The 22,114-nt window shown below is 76.0% G+C and carries 14 protein-coding genes and 2 pseudogenes; 3 read left to right on the top strand and 13 right to left on the bottom strand.

Annotated features, from left to right (window positions below; genetic code table 11):
• Positions 1 to 16: 16 nt before the first annotated feature.
• Positions 17 to 370 (bottom strand): annotated as a pseudogene (locus tag ACZ7LB_RS23610) (RidA family protein); the annotation flags it as partial.
• 612 nt (positions 371 to 982) lie between these two features.
• Positions 983 to 2,299: pseudogene (locus ACZ7LB_RS23605) on the bottom strand (acyl-CoA dehydrogenase family protein); the annotation flags it as partial.
• A 236-nt stretch (positions 2,300 to 2,535) separates the two neighbouring features.
• Here ACZ7LB_RS23605 and ACZ7LB_RS23600 point away from each other — a divergent pair.
• Positions 2,536 to 4,149, top strand: a complete 1,614-nt coding sequence (locus tag ACZ7LB_RS23600; RefSeq protein ID WP_471470885.1) for an AMP-binding protein — start codon at positions 2,536 to 2,538, stop codon at positions 4,147 to 4,149.
• A gap of 25 nt (positions 4,150 to 4,174) precedes the next feature.
• The gene (locus ACZ7LB_RS23595; protein ID WP_471470883.1) at positions 4,175 to 5,041 is read left to right on the top strand and encodes a PaaX family transcriptional regulator; all 867 of its coding nucleotides are present in this window, start codon (positions 4,175 to 4,177) and stop codon (positions 5,039 to 5,041) included.
• An 18-nt stretch (positions 5,042 to 5,059) separates the two neighbouring features.
• Here the strand turns inward: ACZ7LB_RS23595 and ACZ7LB_RS23590 are convergent, their stop codons facing one another.
• The gene (locus ACZ7LB_RS23590) at positions 5,060 to 7,336 is read right to left on the bottom strand and encodes a bifunctional salicylyl-CoA 5-hydroxylase/oxidoreductase (RefSeq protein WP_471471036.1); all 2,277 of its coding nucleotides are present in this window, start codon (positions 7,334 to 7,336) and stop codon (positions 5,060 to 5,062) included.
• Between the two features lie 569 nt (positions 7,337 to 7,905).
• Positions 7,906 to 8,733 (bottom strand): enoyl-CoA hydratase family protein, encoded by an 828-nt coding sequence (locus ACZ7LB_RS23585; protein WP_471470881.1) that lies wholly within the window; start codon positions 8,731 to 8,733, stop codon positions 7,906 to 7,908.
• Positions 8,734 to 8,952: 219 nt separating this feature from the next.
• Here ACZ7LB_RS23585 and ACZ7LB_RS23580 point away from each other — a divergent pair, with 219 nt between their 5' ends.
• Positions 8,953 to 9,414 carry an ATP-binding protein gene (locus tag ACZ7LB_RS23580; RefSeq protein WP_471470879.1) on the top strand — a complete coding sequence of 154 codons (462 nt, stop codon included), beginning with the start codon at positions 8,953 to 8,955 and terminating at the stop codon, positions 9,412 to 9,414.
• Between the two features lie 183 nt (positions 9,415 to 9,597).
• On the opposite strand, the gene argF is transcribed toward ACZ7LB_RS23580, so the two are convergent.
• The 9 genes from argF to ACZ7LB_RS23535 all read right to left on the bottom strand — a co-directional run bounded on the left by argF (position 9,598) and on the right by ACZ7LB_RS23535 (position 21,639).
• Positions 9,598 to 10,617, bottom strand: coding sequence for an ornithine carbamoyltransferase (argF, locus tag ACZ7LB_RS23575; RefSeq protein ID WP_471470877.1), 1,020 nt, complete (start codon positions 10,615 to 10,617; stop codon positions 9,598 to 9,600).
• A 428-nt stretch (positions 10,618 to 11,045) separates the two neighbouring features.
• Positions 11,046 to 12,269, bottom strand: coding sequence for an arginine deiminase (locus tag ACZ7LB_RS23570; protein WP_161225608.1), 1,224 nt, complete (start codon positions 12,267 to 12,269; stop codon positions 11,046 to 11,048).
• A gap of 272 nt (positions 12,270 to 12,541) precedes the next feature.
• Entirely contained in the window at positions 12,542 to 15,112 is a 2,571-nt protein-coding gene (locus ACZ7LB_RS23565) for a polynucleotide kinase-phosphatase (protein WP_471470875.1), read from the bottom strand.
• A complete protein-coding gene (locus ACZ7LB_RS23560) occupies positions 15,109 to 16,854 on the bottom strand; it encodes a 3' terminal RNA ribose 2'-O-methyltransferase Hen1 (RefSeq protein ID WP_471470873.1) in 1,746 nt (581 codons plus the stop codon). Before ACZ7LB_RS23560 ends, ACZ7LB_RS23565 begins: the two co-directional genes overlap by 4 nt.
• 214 nt (positions 16,855 to 17,068) lie before the next feature.
• Positions 17,069 to 17,992: an LLM class F420-dependent oxidoreductase gene (locus ACZ7LB_RS23555; RefSeq protein WP_471470872.1), complete on the bottom strand. Its 924-nt coding sequence runs from the start codon at positions 17,990 to 17,992 to the stop codon at positions 17,069 to 17,071.
• 727 nt (positions 17,993 to 18,719) lie between these two features.
• Positions 18,720 to 19,208, bottom strand: a complete 489-nt coding sequence (locus ACZ7LB_RS23550; protein WP_471470870.1) for a DUF6099 family protein — start codon at positions 19,206 to 19,208, stop codon at positions 18,720 to 18,722.
• Between the two features lie 171 nt (positions 19,209 to 19,379).
• The gene (locus ACZ7LB_RS23545; RefSeq protein ID WP_471470869.1) at positions 19,380 to 19,778 is read right to left on the bottom strand and encodes a nucleotide pyrophosphohydrolase; all 399 of its coding nucleotides are present in this window, start codon (positions 19,776 to 19,778) and stop codon (positions 19,380 to 19,382) included.
• The gene (locus ACZ7LB_RS23540; RefSeq protein WP_471470867.1) at positions 19,775 to 20,938 is read right to left on the bottom strand and encodes an AAA family ATPase; all 1,164 of its coding nucleotides are present in this window, start codon (positions 20,936 to 20,938) and stop codon (positions 19,775 to 19,777) included. The genes ACZ7LB_RS23545 and ACZ7LB_RS23540 overlap by 4 nt, the downstream gene beginning before the upstream one ends.
• Before the next feature lie 293 nt (positions 20,939 to 21,231).
• On the bottom strand, positions 21,232 to 21,639 hold the full coding sequence (locus ACZ7LB_RS23535; RefSeq protein ID WP_161225602.1) for a cell division protein SepF: 408 nt from the start codon (positions 21,637 to 21,639) through the stop codon (positions 21,232 to 21,234).
• Between the last annotated feature and the right edge of the window lie 475 nt (positions 21,640 to 22,114).

Below are 22,114 nucleotides of genomic sequence, written 5' to 3'. Positions count from 1 at the left end.
AGGGCTCCGGCGCGGATCAGGGCAGTACGGCGTGGCCGTCGAGTTCCACGAGGGCCCGCTCGTCCCACAGCCGGGCGACCTGGATCACCGCCATCGCCGGGTAGTCGCGGCCCGCGAGGCGGTGCCAGACGCGGCCGAGATCGGCGGCATGGGCGCGGTAGTCGGCCAGGTCGGTGGCGTAGACGGTGACACGGGCCAGGTCGGCGGGGGTGCCGCCGGTGGCGCGCAGGGCGGTGAGGAGATTGCCCAGGGCCGTCGCGAACTGCTCGGGGAGGGTGGCCCCGGTGATCCGGCCGTCGGCGTCCAGCGCGGTCTGGCCCGCGAGGAACACCACCCGGGAGCCGGTGGCCACCACGGCGTGGGAGAAGCCGGTGGGCGGCGACAGCTCGGGCGGGTTCACGCGTTCGGCGGTCATGCGGAGGGCCTCCGTACCGGGGTCCTGGACGGGCGGGGTGTTGGGGACGGTCCGGCCCGGGGATGTGTTCCGGGCGGCGGGGCGGGGGGACGGGGTGTTGCCCTCGGTGGAGCCGGGCGGGGCAGGGGTGCCCGGGACGGGGCCGGACGACGACGTGGTGCCCGCGTCGCATCCGGGCGGGGGCGTGCGGCGGCCTGCGGTGGCCCCGGGGCGGGGCGTGTTCCGTGCGGCGGTCCCGGACGGTGGTGCGCTCCCTGCGGCCGGACCGGGCTCGGGTGCGGGCTCCGCGGGTGGGCGTGCGGGCGGCGCCGGTGGTGGTGCGGGCGGCGGCGGTGCGGGCGGTGGTGCCGGACGCGCGGCCGTCGTGTTGGCGGGCGCCGGGGGCTCGGGCGTCGCGCGAGCGGGACCCGGGGACGCGGGCGTCGCGCGGCCAACTGCCGGAGGTTCGGGCGCCGCGCGGACGTGAGCCGGGGGCGTGGGCGTGGACGCGGGCGTCCCACCGCCGGGGGCCGGGGGCGTGGGCGTCGCGTTCTGGGTGCCGTCGTCTCCGGACCCGTCCCGGGCCCGGTACAGCTCCTTGGCGATGATGCCGCGCTGCACCTCGCTCGCGCCCTCGTAGACACGCGGCGCGCGCACCTCCCGGTAGAGGTGTTCGAGCAGGTGGCCCCGGCGCAGGGCGCGGGCGCCGTGCAGTTGGACGGCGCGGTCGACGACGTACTGCGCGGTCTCGGTCGCCAGCAGCTTCGCCATCGCGGCGCGGCGCGGGACGTCGGGGGCGTCGGCGTCGTACGCCGTGGCCGCCGCGTACACCATCAGACGGGCGGCCTCGGTGCGCAGGGCCATCTCCGCGACCTCGTGCGAGACGGCCTGGAGGTCGCGCAGCTTGCCGCCGAAGGCGTCGCGGGCGGCGGTGTGGGCGAGGGCGGCGTCCAGGGCGGCCTGCGCCATGCCGACGGCGAGGGCGCCGACGCTGGGGCGGAACAGGTTGAGGGTGTCCATGGCGACCCGGAAGCCCCGGTCCGGTGTGCCCAGGACGTCGGCGGCGGTGACGGGGACCCCGTCGAGGACGAGGGTGCCGATGGGGTGCGGGGAGAGCATGTCGAGCGGCTCGCCGGTGAGGCCGGGCCGGTCGGCGGGGACGAGGAAGGCGGTGATGCCCCGGGCCCCCGCGCCGGGAGTGGTGCGGGCGAAGACGGTGTAGAAGTCGGCCTGGGGGGCGTTGGAGATCCAGCGCTTCTCGCCGGTCAGCCGCCAGGCGGCCGGCTCCGGGGGCGGGCGCCGCCGCCCCACGGCGGCCGGCTCCGTCGCCGTCTCCCCCGGTGACCACGTCGTCCCCGTCGTCCCCGTCGGCCCCGGCCGCCTTGTCGGCCCCGGCCGCCTTGTCGGCTCCGGCGCGGACGGCGCCCCCGGCGGTCCGGGGGGCTCCGTCGGTCCGGGAGGCTCCGGCGGTCCCGGCTCCCCCGGCGTCTCCGGCGCCACCCGTTCCGCCCGCAGGGACAGGGCCGCCGCGTCCGAGCCCGCCCCGGGCTCGGTGAGCGCGAAGGCGGCCACCGCCGAACCGTCGGCCACCCGGGGGAGCCAGCGGGCGCGCTGGGGCTCGGTGCCGTGGGCGTGGACGGGGTGGGCGCCCAGGCCCTGGAGGGCGAGGGCGGTCTCGGCCTCGGTGCAGGCGTACGCGAGGGACTCTCGCATCAGACAGAGGTCGAGCGCGCCCGAGGTGAACAGCCGGGGCAGCAGGCCGAGGGCGCCGAGTTCGGCGAGGAGGGGGCGGTTGACCCGGCCCGGTGCGCCCCGGTCGGCCAGGGGGCGCAGCCGTTCGGCGGCGAGGGTGCGCAACTCCTCGCACCAGGCGAGCTGTTCCGGTGTCAGTGAGAACGCCGTCATCGCCGGTCCTCTCCCTCCCCGCCGGGCCGTCACACCGACGCCCCGGCCCGCCTCCGGCGACGCGCCCCGACGGCTCGACACCCCGGCGCCGTCGAACCGCGCCACCGCGTCCACCGCTTCACCGCCGGTCACCTCCCCGGAACGACCATTCCGAGAGTATCGCGTCCCGTTGACTGTCGTCACCAACACGATACGCTCCTGGTGCGAGCCCACCACGGCAAAGGGGGCGCACCGCCATGGCAGACCCACACCGTTCCGCCCATGTCGACACCTTCGCGCGCGAGCACCTGCCACCCGCCGACCAGTGGCCCCAGCTCCGCTTCGACCTGCCCGAACTGCGCTACCCCGAGCGGCTGAACTGCGCCGCCGAACTGCTCGCCGGGCCGCCCGGCGACCGCCCGGCCTTCCGCACCGACGACGGTTCCACCTGGACGTACGGGCAGCTGCGGGCCCGGGTCGACCGGATCGCCCACCTCCTCACCGGCGGCCTCGGGGTCGTCCCCGGCAACCGGGTGCTGCTGCGCGGACCCACCACGCCCTGGCTCGCGGCCTGCTGGCTGGCGGTGCTCAAGGCGGGCGCGGTGGCGGTCACCGTGCCCGCCCAGCAGCGCGCCCGCGAACTGCGCACCCTCTGCGGCATCGCCCGCGTCCGGCACGCCCTGTGCGACGCCCGCTCCGTGGACGACCTGGCCGCGGCGGGGATACCGGGGCTGAGGATCACGGCCTACGGCGGGGACTCCCCGGACGACCTGCTGCGCCGCCCGGCGCCCGGCACCCCGTACCCGGCCGCCGCGACGGCCGACGACGACGTGGCGCTGATCGCCTTCACCTCGGGGAGCACCGGACGGCCCAAGGGCTGCATGCACTTCCACCGCGACGTGCTGGCCGTCGCGGACACCTTCTCCCGGCACGTCCTCGCGCCCCGCGCCGACGACCTGTTCGCGGGCAGCCCGCCGCTCGGCTTCACCTTCGGACTCGGCGGCCTGGTCGTCTTCCCGCTGCGGGCGGGCGCCAGCGCGCTGCTGCTGGAGCGGGCGGGGCCCCGGCACCTGCTGCCCGCCGTGGCCCGGCACCGGGTGTCGGTGCTGTTCACCGCCCCGACCGCCTACCGGGCGATGCTCGACACGCTGGACGGGTACGACATCACCTCCCTGCGGCGCTGCGTCTCCGCGGGCGAGAACCTCCCCGAGTCCACCTGGCGGTCCTGGTACGAGCACACCGGCCTGCGCATCATCAACGGCCTCGGCGCCACCGAACTGCTGCACATCGTCGTCTCCGCGGCCGACGGCGACATCCGCCCCGGCACCACCGGCCTTCCGGTGCCGGGCTGGACGGCGCGGGTGCAGGACGAACACGGCGTGCCCGTGCCGGACGGGCGGCCCGGACTGCTGGCGGTGCGCGGCCCGGTCGGCTGCCGCTACCTCGACGACCCGCGCCAGCGGGAGTACGTGCGGGGCGGCTGGAACATCACCGGGGACACCTACGTCCGCGAGCCGGGCGGCCACTTCCGCTACGTCGCCCGCGCCGACGACATGATCGTCTCCTCCGGGTACAACATCGCCGGGCCCGAGGTCGAGGAGGCGCTGCTGCGCCATCCGGACGTGGCCGAGGCGGCGGTGGTGGGGCGGGCCGACGAGGCGCGCGGCCAGGTCGTGGTGGCCCACGCCGTGCTGCGCGAGGGGGCCGTGCGGGACGCCGGGGCGCTGCGCGCCTTCCTGCTGTCCGAGCTGGCGCCGTACAAGTGCCCGCGCGAGATCCACTTCCGGGACGCGCTGCCGCGCACGGCGACCGGCAAGCTCCAGCGGTTCCGGCTGCTCGCCCCTCCGGAGGGCCCGGGCGACCTGGCATGAGGGGGCCGGACCGCGACGATCTAGGATGATCAATGTGTCCGACCTGCACGTACCGCATGCCCCGAGGTCCCTGATCGTCACGCTCTACGGCGCGTACGGCCGCTTCGTGCCGGGCCCGGTGCCCGTGGCGGAGCTGATCCGGCTGCTGGCGGCGGTCGGGGTGGACGCGCCGTCCGTGCGCTCGTCGGTGTCCCGGCTGAAGCGGCGCGGACTGCTGCTGCCCGCCCGGACCGCCGGGGGCGCGGCCGGATACGAACTCTCCGCCGAGGCACTGCAGTTGCTGGACGACGGGGACCGGCGGATCTACGCCGACGCCCCGCCGGGTGACGAGGGCTGGGTGCTCGCCGTGTTCTCGGTGCCGGAGTCGGAGCGGCAGAAACGGCACGTGCTGCGCTCCCGGCTGGCCGGGCTCGGCTTCGGCACCGCCGCCCCGGGGGTGTGGATCGCCCCGGCCCGGCTGTACGAGGAGACCCGGCACGCGCTGGGCCGGCTCGGGCTCGACGGCTACGTGGACTTCTTCCGCGGCGAGCACCTGGGCTACGCGCCCACCGCGGGGGCGGCGGCGCGCTGGTGGGACCTGGACGCGATCGCCGCGGAGCACGAGGCGTTCCTGGACCGGCACGCGCCGGTGCTGCGCGCCTGGGAGGAGCGGTCGGACACCCCGCCGGAGGACGCCTACCGCGACTACCTGCTGGCCCTGGACTCCTGGCGCCACCTGCCGTACACCGACCCGGGGCTGCCCGCCGCGCTGCTGCCGCCCGGCTGGCCGGGGACGCGTTCGGCCGCCGTCTTCCGGGCGCTGCACGCGCGGCTGCGCGGGGCGGGGGCGGTGTTCGCGGGGGTGGCGGACGACGGCGGGGGCACGGACGGCTCGGCGGTACGGGGCGGCTGACGACGGCCGGGGCGGACCTCAGCCGCCGCCCCGGACCCGCTGCGGAGCGGGCCGGGGGCCGGTCGGGCCGGGGCGTCCGGTGCGCGGCGGGCGGCTGCCCGCCCGGTACGGGGCCGGCCAGACGGCACCCGGTCCCTCGTAGCCCTGCTCGGCCGCCGCGTGCAGGGTCCACTGGGGGTCGTAGAGGTGGGGGCGGCCGAGGGCGCACAGGTCGGCGCGGCCGGCCAGGATCAGCGAGTTGACGTCGTCCCAGGAGGAGATCGCGCCGACGGCGATGACCGGTACGCCCGCCTCGGCGCGGATGCGGTCGGCGTGGGGCGTCTGGTACGACCGCCCGAACTCCGGCCGCTCGTCGGAGACGACCTGGCCGGTGGAGACATCGATCGCGTCGGCGCCGTGCGCGGCGAAGGCCCGCGCGACGGCGACGGCCTCCTCGGCCCGGATGCCGCCCTCGGCCCAGTCGGTGGCGGAGACGCGGACCGTCATCGGCCGGTCCCCGGGCCACACCTCCCGGACGGCGTCGAAGACCTCCAGCGGGAAGCGCAGCCGCCGCTCCGGGGAGCCGCCGTAGGCGTCCGTGCGGTGGTTGGTGAGGGGGGAGAGGAAGCCGGAGAGCAGATAGCCGTGCGCGCAGTGGAGTTCGAGCAGGTCGAAGCCGGCCCCCGCGGCGCGGGCGGCGGCCTCGGTGAACCGCTCGCGTATCGCGGTGAGTCCGGCGCGGGTCAGCTCGCGCGGGACCGGGCCGCCGGGCCGGTACGGCAGCGGGGAGGCCGCCGACAGGGGCCAGTTGCCCTCGGGCAGCGGCTCGTCCATGCCCTCCCACATCCGGCGGGTGGAGCCCTTGCGGCCGCTGTGCCCGAGCTGGACGCCGATGGCGGTTCCGGGGGTGTTCTCGTGGACGAAGCGGGTGATCCGGCGCCAGGCCCGGCCCTGGTGTCCGGTGTACAGGCCCGCGCAGCCCGGGGTGATGCGTCCCTCGGGGCTGACGCACACCATCTCCGTCATGACCAGCCCCGCGCCGCCGAGGGCCCTGGCCCCCAGGTGGACCAGGTGGAGGTCGCCGGGGACGCCGTCGGTGGCGGAGTACATGTCCATCGGGGAGACGACGACGCGGTTGCGCAGGGTCAGTCCGCGCAGCCGGAAGGGGGTGAACATCGGGGGCGTGCCGGGAGGGCAGCCGAACTCCCGCTCCACGGAGCCGGTGAAGGCGGGGTCGCGCAGCCGCAGGTTGCCGTGGGTGACGCGGCGGCTGCGGGTGAGCAGGTCGAAGGCGAACTGGCGTGGCTGCCGGGCGACATGGCGGTCCAGCTCCTCGAACCACTCCCGGCTGGCCCCGGCGGCGCGCTGGGCGGAGGCGACGACGGGGCGCCGCTCCTCCTCGTAGGCGGCCAACGCCTCCGGGACGGTGGGGTGTTCGTCCAGGCAGGCGGCGAGCGCGAGGGCGTCCTCGACGGCGAGCTTGGTGCCGGAGCCGATGGAGAAGTGCGCGGTGTGGGCGGCGTCGCCGAGCAGGACGGTGTTGCCGTGCGACCAGCGCTCGTTGACGACGGTGCGGAAGGTGGTCCAGGCGGAGCGGTGGGAGCGCAGCGGACGGCCGCCGAGGGCGTCGGCAAAGAGGTCGGCGCAGCGTTCGACGGAGGCCGCCGGGTCGGGGGCGTCGAAGCCGGCGGCCCGCCACACCTCCTCGCGCATCTCGACGATGGCGGTGGAGGCGTCGGGGGCGTAGGGGTAGGCGTGCAGTTGCATCACGCCCGCGCCGGTCTCGGCGATCTCGAAGCGGAAGGCGTCGAGGGCGAAGTCGGCGGCGAGCCAGATGTACCGGCAGCGGTGGGGCGTGAGGCGGGGGCGGAACGCGGGGGCGTGGGCGGCGCGGACGGCGCTGTGGACTCCGTCGGCGGCCACGACGAGGTCGTACGCTCGGGCCAGCCGGGCCGGGTCCGGGGCGGGGGCGCCGAAGCGGAGGTCCACGCCGAGCGAGCGGCAGCGGGTGTGCAGGATCCGCAGGAGCCGGCGGCGGGCGAGGGCGGCGAAGGCGTGGCCCCCGCAGGTGTGGCGGACGCCGCGGTGGACGATGTCGATGTCGTCCCAGCGGACGAGGGCGGGGTCCAGGGCGGCGCGGACCTCCGGGTCGGCGTCCGCGATGCCGCCGAGGGTCTCGTCGGAGAGGACGACGCCGAAGCCGAAGGTGTCGTCCGGGGGGTTGCGTTCCCAGAGGGTGACCTCGCGGTCGGGGGCGAGGCGTTTGAGGAGGGCGGCGGTGTAGAGGCCGCCGGGGCCTCCGCCGGTGATCGCGATGCGGAGGGGGCGGGGGCGGGAGTGGGGTGGCGGATGCCTTTCGCCGCCGTGCGGGTTCCTGTCGCCGCCGTGCGGGTCGCCTTCGGAGCCGTGCGGGTTCCTGTCGCCGCCGGGCGCGTTGCCTTCGGAGCCGTGCGGGTTCCTGTCCGCGTCGTGCGCGATTCCCCGCGCCCCCGGACCGGAGATGCTCGCCCGGGGCGTCGACCCTGCGGGCGATGTCCCACCGGACGGGAGTGTGCCGCGCGGGCCCACCCCCTCCACGTGCGCGCTTCCCCGCGCCCCCGGACCGGAGATGCTCACCCGGGGCGTCGACCCTGCGGGCGATGTCCCACCGGACGGGAGTATGCCGCGCGGGCCCACCCCCTCCACGTGCGCGGTTCCCCGCGCCCCCGGACCGGAGATGCTCACCCGGGGCGTCGACCCTGCGGGCGATGTCCCACCGGACGGGAGTATGCCGTGCGGGCCCACCCCCTCCACGTGCGCGGTTCCCCGCGCCCCCGGACCGGGGGTGCTCGCCCGGGGCGTTGACGCTGTGGGGGGTGTCCGGGGTGGTTCTGGTTCGGGCCTGGTCATCGTCCCTGCCACTTCGGGGGGCGCTTCTCCGTGAAGGCCGCGTGGAATTCGGCGTAGTCCTCGCCGTTCATCAGGAGGGCCTGGGTCGCGGCGTCCAGCTCGACCGCCGCCGCCAGGGGCATGTCCAGCTCCGCCGTCAGCAGCGCCTTGGTCTGGGCGTGGGCCAGGGCCGGGCCCTCGGCCAGGCGGCGGGCGAGCCTCCCGGCGGCCTCGTCGGCGCCGCCCTCCTCGGTGAGCTCGCTGATCAGGCCGATGCGCTCGGCCTCCGCCGCGCGGACCGTCTCGCCGAGCATCAGCAGCCGCGTGGCGTGGCCGAGGCCGACCACCCGGGGCAGCAGATAGGCGGCGCCCATGTCGCCGCCGGACAGGCCGACGCGGGTGAAGAGGAAGGCGAACCGCGCGGACGGGTCCGCCACCCGGAAGTCCGCGGCCAGCGCGAGCACCGCGCCCGCCCCGGCGGCGACCCCGTGGAGGGCGGCCACCACCGGGAAGGGGCACTCCCGCACCGCCCGCACGACCTGCCCCGTCATCCGGTTGAAGTCCAGCAGCTCGGCGGTGTCCATGGCGAGCGTGGCGCCGATGATCTCGTCGACGTCACCGCCGGAGCAGAAGCCGCGCCCCTCCCCCGCCAGCACCAGGGCCCGTACCGCGCGCTCCCGGGACAGTTCCGCGAGCAGGTCGCGCAGGTCGGCGTAGGCGGCGAAGGTCAGCGCGTTGAGCCGGTCGGGGCGGGCCAGGGTGACCGTGGCGACACCGTCGGCGAGACCGACGCGCAGATGCCTCCACCGCGGGGTGCGGGCGGCGGAGCCGGTGAAGGGACTCATGACGGGCGGCCTCCTGGGACGGCGGGCACGGCATCACGGAGCGCTGCGCCTCCGACGTTATCACCATTTCGTGACTGTCGTCATGAGTGCGCGATAGACGGACGGCGCACAACCCCTCCCCGAGGCGGCCCGCACACCCGCACGGGCCCCCTCCGCGACCCCCGCGGAGCGGACCCGTACCATTCGTCTGGTTGAAAGCAGGACAGGAACGCCTGCTCCATGAACGGAACCGCCGTGCACGAACGTTTCCCCGCGCCCGTCCCCGCCTCCTGGCGCATCGCGCTGCCGCACACCGCCGCGGCCGTGCCGACCGCCCGTGCCCTGGTCCGCACGGCGCTGGCGGAGGGGGAGCTGTCCGCCGACTGCGACACCGCGGAGCTGCTCACGGCGGAACTGGTGGCCAACGCCGTCGAGCACACGGCGGGCGGAGCGCCGATCGAGCTGGTGGTGGAGCTGCTGCCGAGCGGCTGCCAGGTCGAGGTGCACGACGGGGACCCCTCGCCGCCCGCCGATCTGACCCGGCCCGACCTGGAGCCGCCCGACCCCTGGCAGGAGCACGGGCGGGGGCTGCTGCTGATCCGTACGCTCAGCTCATCCTGCGGCCACCGCCCCACGGGCTCGGGCAAGGCGGTCTGGTTCAGGCTCCCGGCGGTACCGGCGCAGCGCCGACGCCAGGCGTGAGCCCCGCGCCCCGGGCGGACCGGGAGCGCGGGCGCCCGTGACCGGCGCACACCCGGCGGGCCCGCCGGGCGGAGGGCGGCGGGCCGGAGCCGGGCGGAGGGCGGCGGGCCGGAGCCGGGCGGAAGCGGGCGTCGGCCGGTCCGGGAGCGGCGCGGGCCGGGCCCGAAGACGGCGCGGGCCGGGTCAGGCGGTGGCGCGGCCGAGCGTGGCGACCAGCACGGCCTTGATGGTGTGCAGCCGGTTCTCCGCCTCGTCGAAGACGACGGAGTGCGCGGACTCGAAGACCTCGTCGGTGACCTCCAGGGACTCCAGCCCGTGCGCGGCGAAGATCTCCCGGCCCACCTGGGTGCCCAGGTCGTGGAAGGCCGGCAGGCAGTGCAGGAACTTCACGTCCGGGTTGCCGGTGGCGCGCAGCACGTCCATGGTCACGGCGTACGGGGAGAGCGCGGCGATCCGCTCCTCCCAGACCGCCTTGGGCTCGCCCATCGACACCCAGACGTCGGTGGCGACGAAGTCCGCGCCCCGGACGCCCGCCGCGGTGTCCTCGGTGAGCGTGATCCGGGCACCGGAGGCCCCGGCCAGCTCGTGCGCCCGGTCGACGACCTCCTGGGCGGGCCAGTAGGCGCGGGGGGCGACGACGCGCACGTCCATGCCGAGCAGGGCGCCGGTGACGAGGTAGGAGTTGCCCATGTTGAAGCGGGCGTCACCGAGGTAGGCGAAGGCGATCCCGGACAGCGGCGCGGTGGAGTGCTCGGTCATGGTGAGCACGTCGGCGAGCATCTGGGTGGGATGCCAGTCGTCGGTGAGACCGTTGTAGACGGGCACCCCGGCGTACGCGGCCAGCTCCTCGACCTTCCGCTGGCTGTCGCCCCGGTACTCGATGCCGTCGTACATCCGGCCGAGCACCCGGGCGGTGTCCTTCACGGACTCCTTGTGCCCCATCTGGGAGCCCGACGGGTCGAGGTAGGTCGTGGAGGCGCCCTGGTCGGCCGCGGCGACCTCGAAGGCGCAGCGGGTGCGCGTCGAGGTCTTCTCGAAGATCAGCGCGATGTTCCGGCCCCGCAGGTACGGCGTCTCGGTCCCGGCCTTCTTGGCGGCCTTCAGCTCGGCGGCCAGCTCGACCAGACCGCGGAACTCCTCGGCGGTGAAGTCGGTCTCCTTGAGGAAGTGGCGGCCGGCGAGGGCGGTCGGGACTGTCGCCATGGGGGTCGCTCCATCGGTGCGGGGGGACAGGGAACGACTGGAAGTCTATACGAAGAGTCGAATTTATATACAGCCCCCCTGCATCCCCCCTGCATCCCCTCGGGTGCCCCCTCCGGGCTGCCCGCCGGCCGCCCACCGACGGCCCGCGTCCCGCCCCGTGCCGCACACGCGCCGCGCGCGGACGTGCGCCGGAAACCGCTCCGGAGCGGGCGGCGCACCGCCCCGGCCCGACCCGGCTGCCCCCACGCCCCGGAAGGCGCGGACCGGACGGACCGGACGGACCGGACGAGGTACACGCGGCAGCCGGGCCGGGGGGGGCGCCGGACGGGGCAGCCAGGCCGGACGGGGCAGCCAGGTCAGGCGGGTCAGCCAGGCCGGACGGGTCAGCCAGGCCGGACGGGTCAGCCAGGCCGGACGGGTCAGACGGGTCAGACCGCGGAGCGTTCCACCGGGCAGCTCATGCAGCGCGGGCCGCCCCGGCCCCGGCCCAGCTCGCTGCCGGGGATCTCGATCACCTCGACGCCCTGCTTGCGCAGATGGGTGTTGGTGGTCACGTTCCGCTCGTAGGCGACGACGACCCCCGGCTCGACGGCCAGGACGTTGCAGCCGTCGTCCCACTGCTCGCGCTCGGCCGCGTGCACGTCCTGGGTGGCGGTCAGCACCCGGATCTCGCTCAGCCCCAGCGCGGCGGCGATGGCGCGGTGCATGTGCTCCGGCGGGTGGTCGGTGACCTTCAGGTCCCGCTCCCCCGCCCCCGGCTCGATGGTGTACGAGCGGAGCATGCCGAGCCCGGCGTACTGGGTGAAGGTGTCGCCGTCGACCATGGTCATCACGGTGTCGAGGTGCATCACGGCCCGCCGCTTGGGCATGTCCAGCGCCACGATGGTGCGCGCCGACCCGGCGGCGAACAGCTTGTGGGCGAGCATCTCGACGGCCTGGGGCGTGGTGCGCTCGCTCATGCCGATGAGGACGGCGCCGTTGCCGATCACCAGGACGTCGCCTCCCTCGATGGTGGAGGGGTAGTCCGCCTGGCCCTCGGACCACAGGTGGAAGGTCTCGTCGCGGAAGAGCGGGTGGTGCCGGTAGATCGCCTCGAAGTGCACCGTCTCCCGCTGCCGGGCGGGCCAGCGCATCGCGTTGATGGAGACGCCGTCGTAGATCCAGGCGGAGGTGTCGCGGGTGAAGAGGTGGTTGGGCAGCGGGCCGAGCAGGAAGTCGTCCAGTTCCATGACGTGGAAGCGCACGGAGGCCGGCTCGGGGTGCGCGTCCAGGTACTCCCGCTTGGTCATGCCGCCGACCAGCACCTCGGCCAGCTCGCGGGCGGGCAGGGGCTCGAAGGCGGCCCGGAGGTGGTCCGTGGCCAGCACCCCGTACTCCTTCTCGTCGAAGACCCGGTCCAGGACGAGCCGGCGGGCCGCCGGGACGGCCAGGGTCTCGGTGAGCAGATCGCCGAAGAGGTGCACGGCGACGCCCCGGTCGCGCAGCACGTCCGCGAACCCGTCGTGCTCGGCGCGCGCCCGGCGCACCCAGAGCACGTCGTCGAAGAGAAGGGCGTCCTTGTTGCTGGGGGTGAGCCTTTTCAGCTCCAGATCCGGCCGGTGCAGGATGACGCGGGTGAGCCGCCCGGCCTCGGAGTCGACGTGGAATCCCATGCCCCCATCCTGACCAACCGGACGCGGATTCACCCCCTGCCGTGCGGAGGGAGATGCCGGGGGTGCCCTCCGGGGCTCACGGGGAGCGGCGCCGGGCGGGGTCGTGGCGGCGGTCCGCGGCGCCCCGGCGCCCCCGTGCCCCGCCCCGGCGGCGAAGCGCACGGGGGCGCGGCCCACCGGTGGTGCCGCACGACGGGGGGCGCCGCACCACCGGCGTGCGGCGCCCCGGGACGACGGCCCGCCCCGGGGCTCGGGCCGCCCCTGGGCGGCGGTCACAGGCGCGGGTCGACCGGCTCCGACTCCAGCGCCAGGACCCCGAACACCGCCTCGTGGACCCGCCACAGCGGCTCCCCGTCGGCCAGCCGGTCCAGCGCCTCCAGCCCGAGGGCGTACTCGCGCAGGGCCAGCGACCGCTTGTGGTGCAGGGACCGCTGCCGCAGCCCGGCCAGGATCTCCGGGCGGGTGTACTCGGGACCGTAGACGATCCGCAGGTACTCGCGGCCCCGGCACTTCACGCCGGGCTGCACCGGGCGGCCCTTCTCCGTGCGGGTGAGCGGGACGACCGGCTTGACGACCATCCCCTCGCCGCCCCGGCCGGTCAGCTCCAGCCACCAGTCGACACCGGCGGCGACCGACGCGGGGTCGCCGGTGTCGACGTACAGCCGCCGGGTGGTGCGCAGCAGACCGCTCGCGTCGTGCTCGACGAGGCGGTCGAGGAGGGCGAGCTGCTCGTCGTGCGGCAGCGCGGCCAGGCTGCGGCCCCGCACGGCGAGGATCTGGAACGGCGCCAGCCGGACGCCGTCCAGGCCCTCGGTGGGCCAGCAGTAGGGGCGGTACGCCTCGGTGAACGCGTTCGCGTCGGCGGCCCGTCCGCGCTGCCGGGCGAGCAGGCCGCCCACGTCGACGCCCCGGGCGGCGGCGCCCTCCAGCGCGCTCAGCGCGGGCGGGAACACCGCCCCGGAGGCGGCGCCGACCGCGGCGTACTGGGAGCGCAGCAGCCCCGCGGCCTTCATCGACCACGGCAGCAGCTCGCCGTCCAGCAGCATCCAGTCGGTGTCCAGTTCCTCCCAGAGCCCGGCCGCGCCGATCGAGGCCCGCAGCCGGTCCAGTATCTCCTCGGTGAGCGCCGGGTCGTCGAGGAACGGGCGTCCGGTGCGGGTGCAGAGCGAGCCGGTGGGGCCGTCCACGCCGAAGCGGGCGCGGGCCGCGTCGGCGTCGCGGCAGACCAGCGCCACGGCCCGGGAGCCCATGTGCTTCTCCTCGCACACCACCCGCGCCACGCCGTCGGCCGCGTACCCGGCGAACGCCTCCCGGGGGTGCTCCAGATAGCCCTCCTCGGCGGAGCCGGCGGCCGGTGCCATGGTCGGCGGCAGATAGGGCAGCAGCCTCGGGTCGATGGCGAAGCGGCTCATGACCTCCAGGGCCGCCGCCGCGTTCTCCTCGCGCACGGCGACCCGGCCGGCGTGCCGGGTCTCCACCGCGCGGCGGCCCCGTACGTCGGCCAGGTCCAGCGGCCGTCCCTCGCGGCCGCCGGGCGCCTCGGTGAGGAGCGGCCGGAGCGGTTCGTACCAGACCTGCCGGGCCGGTACGCCGACCAGTTCGCGCTCGGGCCAGCGCAGCGCGGTCAGCCTGCCGCCGAAGACGGCGCCGGTGTCGACGCAGAGGGTGTTGTTGAGCCAGGCCGCCTCGGGCACCGGGGTGTGGCCGTAGACGACGGCGGCGCGGCCCCGGTACTCCTCGGCCCACGGGTGGCGCACGGGCAGTCCGAACTCGTCGGTCTCGCCGGTGGTCTCCCCGTACAGGGCGTGGCTGCGGACCCGGCCGGAGGTGCGGCCGTGGTACTTCTCGGGCAGCCCGGCGTGGCAGACGACGAGCCGTCCGCCGTCGAGGACGTAGTGGCTGACGAGGCCGTCGATGAACTCCCGCACCTCCGCCCGGAACTCCTCGTCCTGCCCCTCCATCTGCGCGATGGTCTCGGCCAGTCCGTGGGTGGGCCGGACCGTGCGCCCGTTCAGGTGGCGGCCGTACTTCTGCTCGTGGTTGCCGGGGACGCACAGGGCGTTGCCCGACTTCACCATGGCCATCACCCGGCGCAGCACGCCGGGGCTGTCGGGGCCCCGGTCGACGAGGTCGCCGACGAAGACGGCGGTGCGGCCGGCGGGGTGGACGCCGTCGGCGTAGCCCAGCCGGGCGAGCAGCTCCTCCAGTTCGGCGGAGCAGCCGTGGACGTCGCCGACGATGTCGAAGGGGCCGGTGAGGTGGGTGAGGTCGTTGTACCGCTTCTCGGTGACGACGGTGGCCGCCTCGGCCTCGGCGGCCCCACGCAGGACGTGCACCTTGCGGAACCCCTCGCGCTCCAGGTGGCGCAGGGAGCGCCGGAGTTCGCGGACGTGCCGCTGGACGACCCGGCGGGGCATGTCGGCCCGGTCTGCGCGGGTGGCGTTGCGCGCGGCGCACACCGTCTCGGGCACGTCGAGCACGACGGCGATGGGCAGGACGTCGTACGTCCGGGCCAGCTCGACGAGTCGGCGCCGCGCGTCCTGCTGCACGTTGGTCGCGTCGACGACGGTGCGGCGTCCGGCGGCGAGCCGCTTGCCCGCGATGTAGTGCAGGACGTCGAAGGCGTCGCGGCTCGCGCTCTGGTCGTTCTCGTCGTCGGCGACCAGGCCCCGGCAGAAGTCGGAGGAGAGGATCTCGGTCGGGGCGAAGTGGCGCCGGGCGAAGGTGGACTTGCCGGAGCCGGAGGCGCCGATCAGCACGACGAGGGAGAGGTCGGTGACGGGCAGGGTGCGGGGCCGCGCGGCGGCGGCCGGGGTCTCGGTGGTGGTCTCGGTGCCGGTCATGCGGCCAGGGCCTCCCTCTCGGCCTCCGGGGTGCGGGGGATACGGACGGTGTGGGTGGTGCGGGTGGTGGTGCGGGGGACGCGGGTGACCGGGACGGTCCCGGGGGTTCCCGGGATCCCGAGGGCTCCGGCGGTCCCGGGGGTACGGGCCGTCCCGTCGGACGGGTCCGCGGCGGGCGGCGGGCCGGACGCGGGGGAACCGGCGGCCGTCCACGGGGCGGTCGGGGCCTCGGGGACGGCCGGGGCCTCCGGGGCGGGGGCGGTGGCGCGGTGCGCCGTGGCACGGTGCGGGTCCGGGGTCCCGGGGGCCAGGGTGAACACCGCCATCTGGGTGGGCGGTCCCACCTCGGGGTCCTCGGTGCCGACGGGCCGGAACCCCACGCCGTAGCCGTGCCGTTCGGCCACCGCTCCGGCCCAGGCGCGGAACTCCCCCCGGGTCCACTCGAACCGGTGGTCCCGGTGCCGCACATGACCGGCCGGAAGGCTCTCCCACCGCACGTTGTACTCGGCGTTGGGCGTGGTGACGACGACCGTGCGGGGACGGGCCGCGCCGAACACCGCGTACTCCAGGGCGGGCAGCCGGGGCGGGTCGACGTGCTCGACGACCTCGCTGAGCACGGCGGCGTCGTAGCCCTTGAGCCGCTTGTCCGTGTAGGCGAGGGAGCCCTGGAGGAACTTGACCCGCGCGGCCTGCCGCTCACCCATCCGCTCCGGCCGCAGCCGCCGGGAGGCGATGGTGAGCGCGCGCACCGAGACGTCCATGCCGACGACCTCCGTGAACCGCGGCTCCTTGAGCAGCTCCCGCACCAGGTGGCCCTCGCCGCAGCCGAGGTCGAGGACCCGGGCGGCGGCGGCCTCCCGGAGCACGGCGAGGATCGCCTCGCGCCGGAGCACGGCCAGCGGGGTGGGCCGCGCCTCCTCCTCGGTCTCCTCGGCGACCGCGTTGTCGATCTCCTCGACGGCGCTGTCGTCGGCCTCGGCCAGCCGGACCAGCTCCAGCCGCTCCATCGCCTCGCGCGTGAGCGACCAGCGGCGGGCCAGGAAGCGGCTGGTGATCAGCCGCATCTCGGGGTGCCGGTGGAGCCAGATGCCGCCCGCCCGGAGCAGCTTGTCCACCTCGTCGGCGGAGACCCAGTAGTGCTTGGCGTCGTCCAGGACGGGGAGCAGGACGTACAGGTGGCGCAGCGCCTCGGAGAGGGTGAGCGCGTCCGACTCCAGGACCAGCCGCACGTAACGGGAGTCGCCCCAGTCGGGGAACCGGGTGTCCAGGGGCACCGGTTCGGCGGCCACCGCCCAGCCGAGCGGCTCGAAGAGGCGCCGTACGAGGCCGGGGCCGCCCCGGGCGGGCAGCGCCGGGACCTCCACGCGCAGCGGCAGCGGCGCGGCGGCACGCTCCGGACGCGACGCGCACACGCCGCGCATGGCACTGGAGAAGACCTTGCCGAGCGCCACGGCGAGCAGCGAGGAGGCCGCGTACGGGCGGTCGTTGACGTACTGGGCGAGTGCGGCGCCGGGCGCTCCGCCCCGGCCCCTGCCCCTGCCGCGCCGGACCAGCGCCACCGTGTCCACCTCCAGCAGCAGCGCGGCCGTGCAGCGCCGCTCCCCCGCCTCGGGGTAGACGACGTGCGCCGTACCGAAGGAGGTGGAGAACTCCTGCGCCTTGTCGGGGTGCTTGTGCAGCAGGAAGCCGAGGTCGGACGCGGGGCGGTCGGGGGTTCCGGTGGTGGTGAGGGTCAGGAACATGCGGAGGGCCTCTCCGGCGCTGGTGGAAGGGGGTGACGGTCGGGTGCCGTGAGCGCGCGGGAGCCCCCGGGGGTGGGACCCCAGGGGCTCCGGCGGGACGACGGCCACACCATCCCACAGGCCGGCCGGGCGGCGCCTTCGGTTATCCGCGAGGGGGGTTGACCGGGCGGCGGGCGGCCGGGTGCGCGCCGGGACGGGCCGGCGCGCGGGGCGGTCAGGAGAGCTGACTCTGCACCTGGGAGGAGATCAGCTCCAGGTGGTCCAGGTCGTGGAGGTCGAGGACCTGGAGGTAGATCCGCTGCGAACCGACAGCGGCGTAGCGGCCGATCTTGTCGACCACCTCGGCCGGGGAGCCCGCGAGGCCGTTGGCCTTCAGCTCGTCGACCTCGCGGCCGATCACGGCGGCGCGCCGGGCCACCTCCGCGTCGTCCTTGCCGACGCAGACGATGAGGGCGTTGGAGTAGGTCAGGTCGTCGGCGGGGCGGCCCGCCTCCTGCGCGGCGGCCCGCACCCGGCCGAACTGGCGCTCGGTGTCCTCCAGGGAGGCGAAGGGGATGTTGAACTCGTCGGCGTAGCGGGCGGCGAGGCGCGGGGTGCGGGTGGCGCCGTGGCCGCCGATCAGCACCGGCACCCTGTCCTGGGCGGGCTTGGGCAGCGCGGGCGACTCGGTCAGGTCGTAGTGGGTGCCGTGGAAGTCGAAGGTCTTCCCGGTCTCGGTCGCCCAGAGGCCGGTGATGATGGCGAGCTGCTCCTCCAGGCGGCCGAACTTCTCCTTGGGGAAGGGGATGCCGTACGCCTTGTGCTCGTCCTCGAACCAGCCCGCGCCGAGGCCGAGTTCCACCCGGCCGCCGGACATCTGGTCGACCTGGGCGACCTGGATGGCGAGCACGCCGGGCAGCCGGAAGGTACCGGCGGTCATCAGGGTGCCGAGGCGGATGCGGCTGGTCTCGCGGGCGAGTCCGGCCAGGGTGATCCAGGCGTCGGTGGGGCCGGGCAGTCCGTCCACGGCACCCATGCGGAGGTAGTGGTCGGAGCGGAAGAAGGCGTCGAAGCCGAGGTCCTCGGTGGCCTTGGCCACGGTGAGCAAGGTGTCGTAGGTCGCGCCCTGCTGGGGCTCGGTGAAGATTCGCAGATCCATGCGCCCATCCTGCCCGCTCGGGGGCCGCCCGCCGCTCTGCCACCCCCCTGTCACCGGCCCGTACGCACTCCCGGCGGGTGAATCCCGGCCACACGTCCAGGCCGGGCGCGGGACCGGCGCGCCCGGGGGCGGCGACCGCGCGCGAAGGGGGTGCGAGGGCGGGCGGAGGGGCGGGGGACGTGCCGGGTGGTGAGCGGGCGCGGAGGACCGCGGGGGCCGTGGCGGGCGGGATGGTGGAGGGCGCGGACGGGCGGTGGACGGGTGCCGGGGGGGACGGGTACCGGGGCGAGCGGACGCAGGCACGGCGGGGCACGGCGCGGAAAGGCCGGGCGGGGGACGGCGCCGGAGCGCCGGGCGGGGTGATGTCGGGGACGGGGCCGGGGCCGCGAAGAACGGGGCCGTCGTGGCACGCACGCGGCCGTGCGGGACGGGTACCGGGGCCGCGCGCGGCCGGTGGCGGTGCCTTCAGGGGTGGGGCCGGACGCGGTGGGGGGCGGTGCCGTGAAGGGGTGGTCCGGGCCGGGCGGCGGGTGCCGCGGCGCGGCCCGTGGTGGTGGGTGCGGGGCGGCGGCTCCGGCGCGCGGCGCCCGGCCGGCGCGGAGCCCCGGCGCGGGACGGACACCGGGACGGGTCCCGGGCGGTACCCGAGGTGGCACCGAGGGGGTGCCGGAGGTGGTGCCCGGGGCGGTACCTGAGGCGACGGGCCGGGGGGGCGGGCGGACCCGGGTCAGCCGGCGCCGCGCGCGGACGCCGGTATGGACCCCCGGCGCGCGGGCTCCCGGTCGGCGAGTCTGCGCAGCATCTCCAGGACCCGGTCCCGGGACTCGTCGGCCGCGTCGATGGCCTCCATGCACTGCCAGTACGTCCCCTCGTCGTCGGCCGCGCAGGCGATGCCGACCAGGGCCATGCCGGTCTCGCCGAGGAGGGTGCCCAGGCAGGTCAATGCCTGCCGGGCGTCACCCAGTTCGGTGAGCTGGGCGGCGCGCAGCTCACCGGGGGCCAGGTCCGGGGTGTGCAGGACGCCGCAGCCGCGCCCGGCCAGCTCCGTCAGCCCCAGGGCCTCGCCGCGCAGTTCGGGCGGTCCCAGGACGGCCAGCCTGCTGCCGATCGCCTGGGCGAGGGCCTGGGCCTGCCACACCTCCGTCAGGATGTCCGGAACCCTGCCGCCGGCCGCCAGGGCATGCCCGCTCGTCACGATGAGCCGCACCGCGTCCATTCGCTGTCCCCGTCTGTTCCGGACGCGCGCGGGGCGCGTCCACCCGAACTCCGTTGCTCACTACCCAGAGTGAGGGCTTGTGGGACGAAAAGCCAGAGGAAGGGGGAAATCTTCGGACAAGAAATCGCCACAGCCCATGCTTTCGAACGCGGAGAGTGATACTGGAGTGGATTACTCCCCGTCCCCTCCCCTTCCGCCGCGCTTCTCCTCCCCGTCACCGCGCGCCGGATCACCGCCGGAGCCCGGCACCGGGAAGCGGCCCTCGTTGCGGTCGATCTTCGCGTCGAGCGCGGCCAGCGGGTCGACGCCGAGCACCTCGCAGAACTGGAGCAGATACGCCAGGACGTCCGCGACCTCGTCCCGGACGCGGTGCGCGGTGCCGGGGTCGTCCATCACCCGCGCCGACTCCTCGGGCGTCAGCCACTGGAAGATCTCGACGAGTTCGGACGCCTCCACGCTGAGCGCGGCGGCCAGGTTCTTGGGCGTGTGGTACGGCTGCCAGTGCCGCGCGGCGGCGAACGCGGTCAGCCGCCGCCGCAGGGCCGCCAGGTCGGGGGAGTCATCGGTCACGGGTCAAGGTGTACCACCGTGACCCCGTCCTCCCCCTGGGCCCAGGCGGCGTCGGAGACCGCGGCGACCAGGCGGACACGGCCCCGCCCGCACATCCGGGCGGCCAGCCGCAGGAGTTCGGTGCGCTGCCGGGCGTCCAGCCCGCGGTCGAGGCCGTCGGTCAGGACGGTGAGCGTCTGGAGATCGGCGGGCACCTCGCCCGCGGGGTCGGCCTCCAGCAGGCCGGGACCGGTGAACAGCACCAGGGCGAGGGCGAGATAGCGCAGTTCGCCGTGGCCGAGGCGGGCGAGGCCGGTGCGCACCCCGCCGCCCCGGTCCAGCAGGGCGCGGACCACTCCCCCGCCGTCCGGCTCCGCGAGGACGTCGACGACCGGGCCCGCGCAGCCGGCCCGCACCGAGGCGACGAACTGGGCGTGCCGAAGGCCGCATTCGGCGCGGGTCCGGCGGAGCACGTCCGCCAGGTTGTCGCAGCCGCCGAGCAGCCGCCCGGTCCCGGCGGGCACCGGCTCGCGCATGCGGCGGGGGCACGGGTCGCAGGCGTAGACGGAGCGCAGGGCGACCACCATCTGCTCGGCGGCGGCGAGCACCCGGCGCTGGCCGTCGGTCCTGCCGGCCACCCGCAGCGGGAGCAGCGGGGTGCCGAGCCGGTCGTCGGGCAGCGGCGCGCGCGTCACCGGCGCCGATCCGGCGGTGAGCCAGGCCGCCTGCACCGCGCGCCGCCCGGGGTCGCGCAGGGCGGTCTGCAGCAGGACCACCCCGTCGGCCGTCAACCGTTCGCCGACGACGCGCAGTTCGGGTTCGGCCTGCACCGCCACGTCGAGCCGGACGGGGCCCGCGGGGCCGTCGGCCGTGCAGCCGATGCGGAAGCCCCGGCGGTGCTGGGCGTCGGGCCGGGCCCGCTCGGGGACGCAGGCGCCGGGGTCGGGGAAGACCTCGCCGAGTCCGGCGCCGCCGCCCAGCCGGGCCAGCGCCTCGTAGGCCCGCAGCGCGCTGGACTTGCCGCTGCCGCTCGGCCCGGTGAGCACGGTCAGCGGACCGATCGGGATCTCGGCCCGCCGGTGCCGGGCGAAGGCGGACAGCCGCAGCTCTGTCACGCGCGGGCGATCCGGGCGCGGCGCGTCGGCAGCGGCGGTCGGCGGGGGCACACATGGCACGGCCATGAGCGGACCGTAGGACTCCGCTCCGGCGCGGAACCGTTCCGTCTCCCGTACGTTCCCACGATCGGGCGACGGACCCCACCGGGCGCCGACCGCCGTCACCCGGCCCGCGGACGGGCCGACGCGACCGACGGCCGACGGGGGCGACGGGGGCCAGCGGCACGGCGGAGGAGAGCGGCGTGACGGCGGCGGGCGGCGCGGCGGAGCAGGGCGGACGGGGGCGCCGCCCGTCCCGGACGGGAACGGAGCGCGGGCCCCGGGCGCCGTGGACGCCCCGGGGCCCGTGCGGGCGTCCCTCAGATGCCGGGGACGGCGGCGCTCTCCATCAGTCCGTTGACCTCGGTCCCGGCCGGGGTCAGCAGGAACACGTTCCGGTCGACCCGGTGCATGCCGCTCGCCAGGCCGAACACCACGCCCGTGCTGAAGTCCAGGACCCGCTTGGCGACCTCGGTCTCCGCGCCGGTCAGGTCCAGCAGTACCGGGATGCCGGACATCAGCGTCTCGGCCACGTCCCGGGCGTCCGCGAACACGTTGACCCGCAGGACGACGAAGCGGCGGCGCGCCGCGGTCTCCGCGTCCGGTATCGACCGATGCCCGACCGACGACGGCCAGGCGTCGCGTCCTCGCAACGGAACGACCTGGGCGAGCCCTTCCCACTGTTCATCGGTGACGTCGTAGCTGTTCACCGGCTCCCCCGATTCCACTCGCCTTCATTGCGTGCACCAGCCAATTCTTACGCCAAGTCACCCGTTCGGCCCAACCCCGACACCCTCGGCCGCACACCCCGCGCGGCCTGCGGAACATCCCCCTCCGGAGGGCGTGGCGCCCGCCGTCGGACCGGTGTCGGTGGTCCCCCGCAGGAGGGAATGGACGTCCGGCCGTCGTGCGAGGGGGGAAGCCGTGGACGCCATGACGCCAGGTGGACCGTGGAGGTGTCCGGCCTGCCGTTCTTCCGGCGGGGAGCACGTCTCCGCGCGCCCGGACACACCCGCGCAGGACAGGCCTGCGCCCATCGATCCGGAGCACACCGACGACGCGGTCCCATCGTACGGGCAGGGGTTCCCCCGTCGACCGGCGCGTACCCGCTCGGGACCGCGCCATGCCCGCGACGGCCCGTCAGGTGGCCGGAAACGGGCGCTCCCGCCGGCCTCGGGAAGGGCGCGGAACGGGTGCGCGGGG

The organism is Streptomyces sp. NPDC107521, from assembly GCF_055598485.1.
This window is presented reverse-complemented; position numbering and strand designations above follow the sequence as displayed.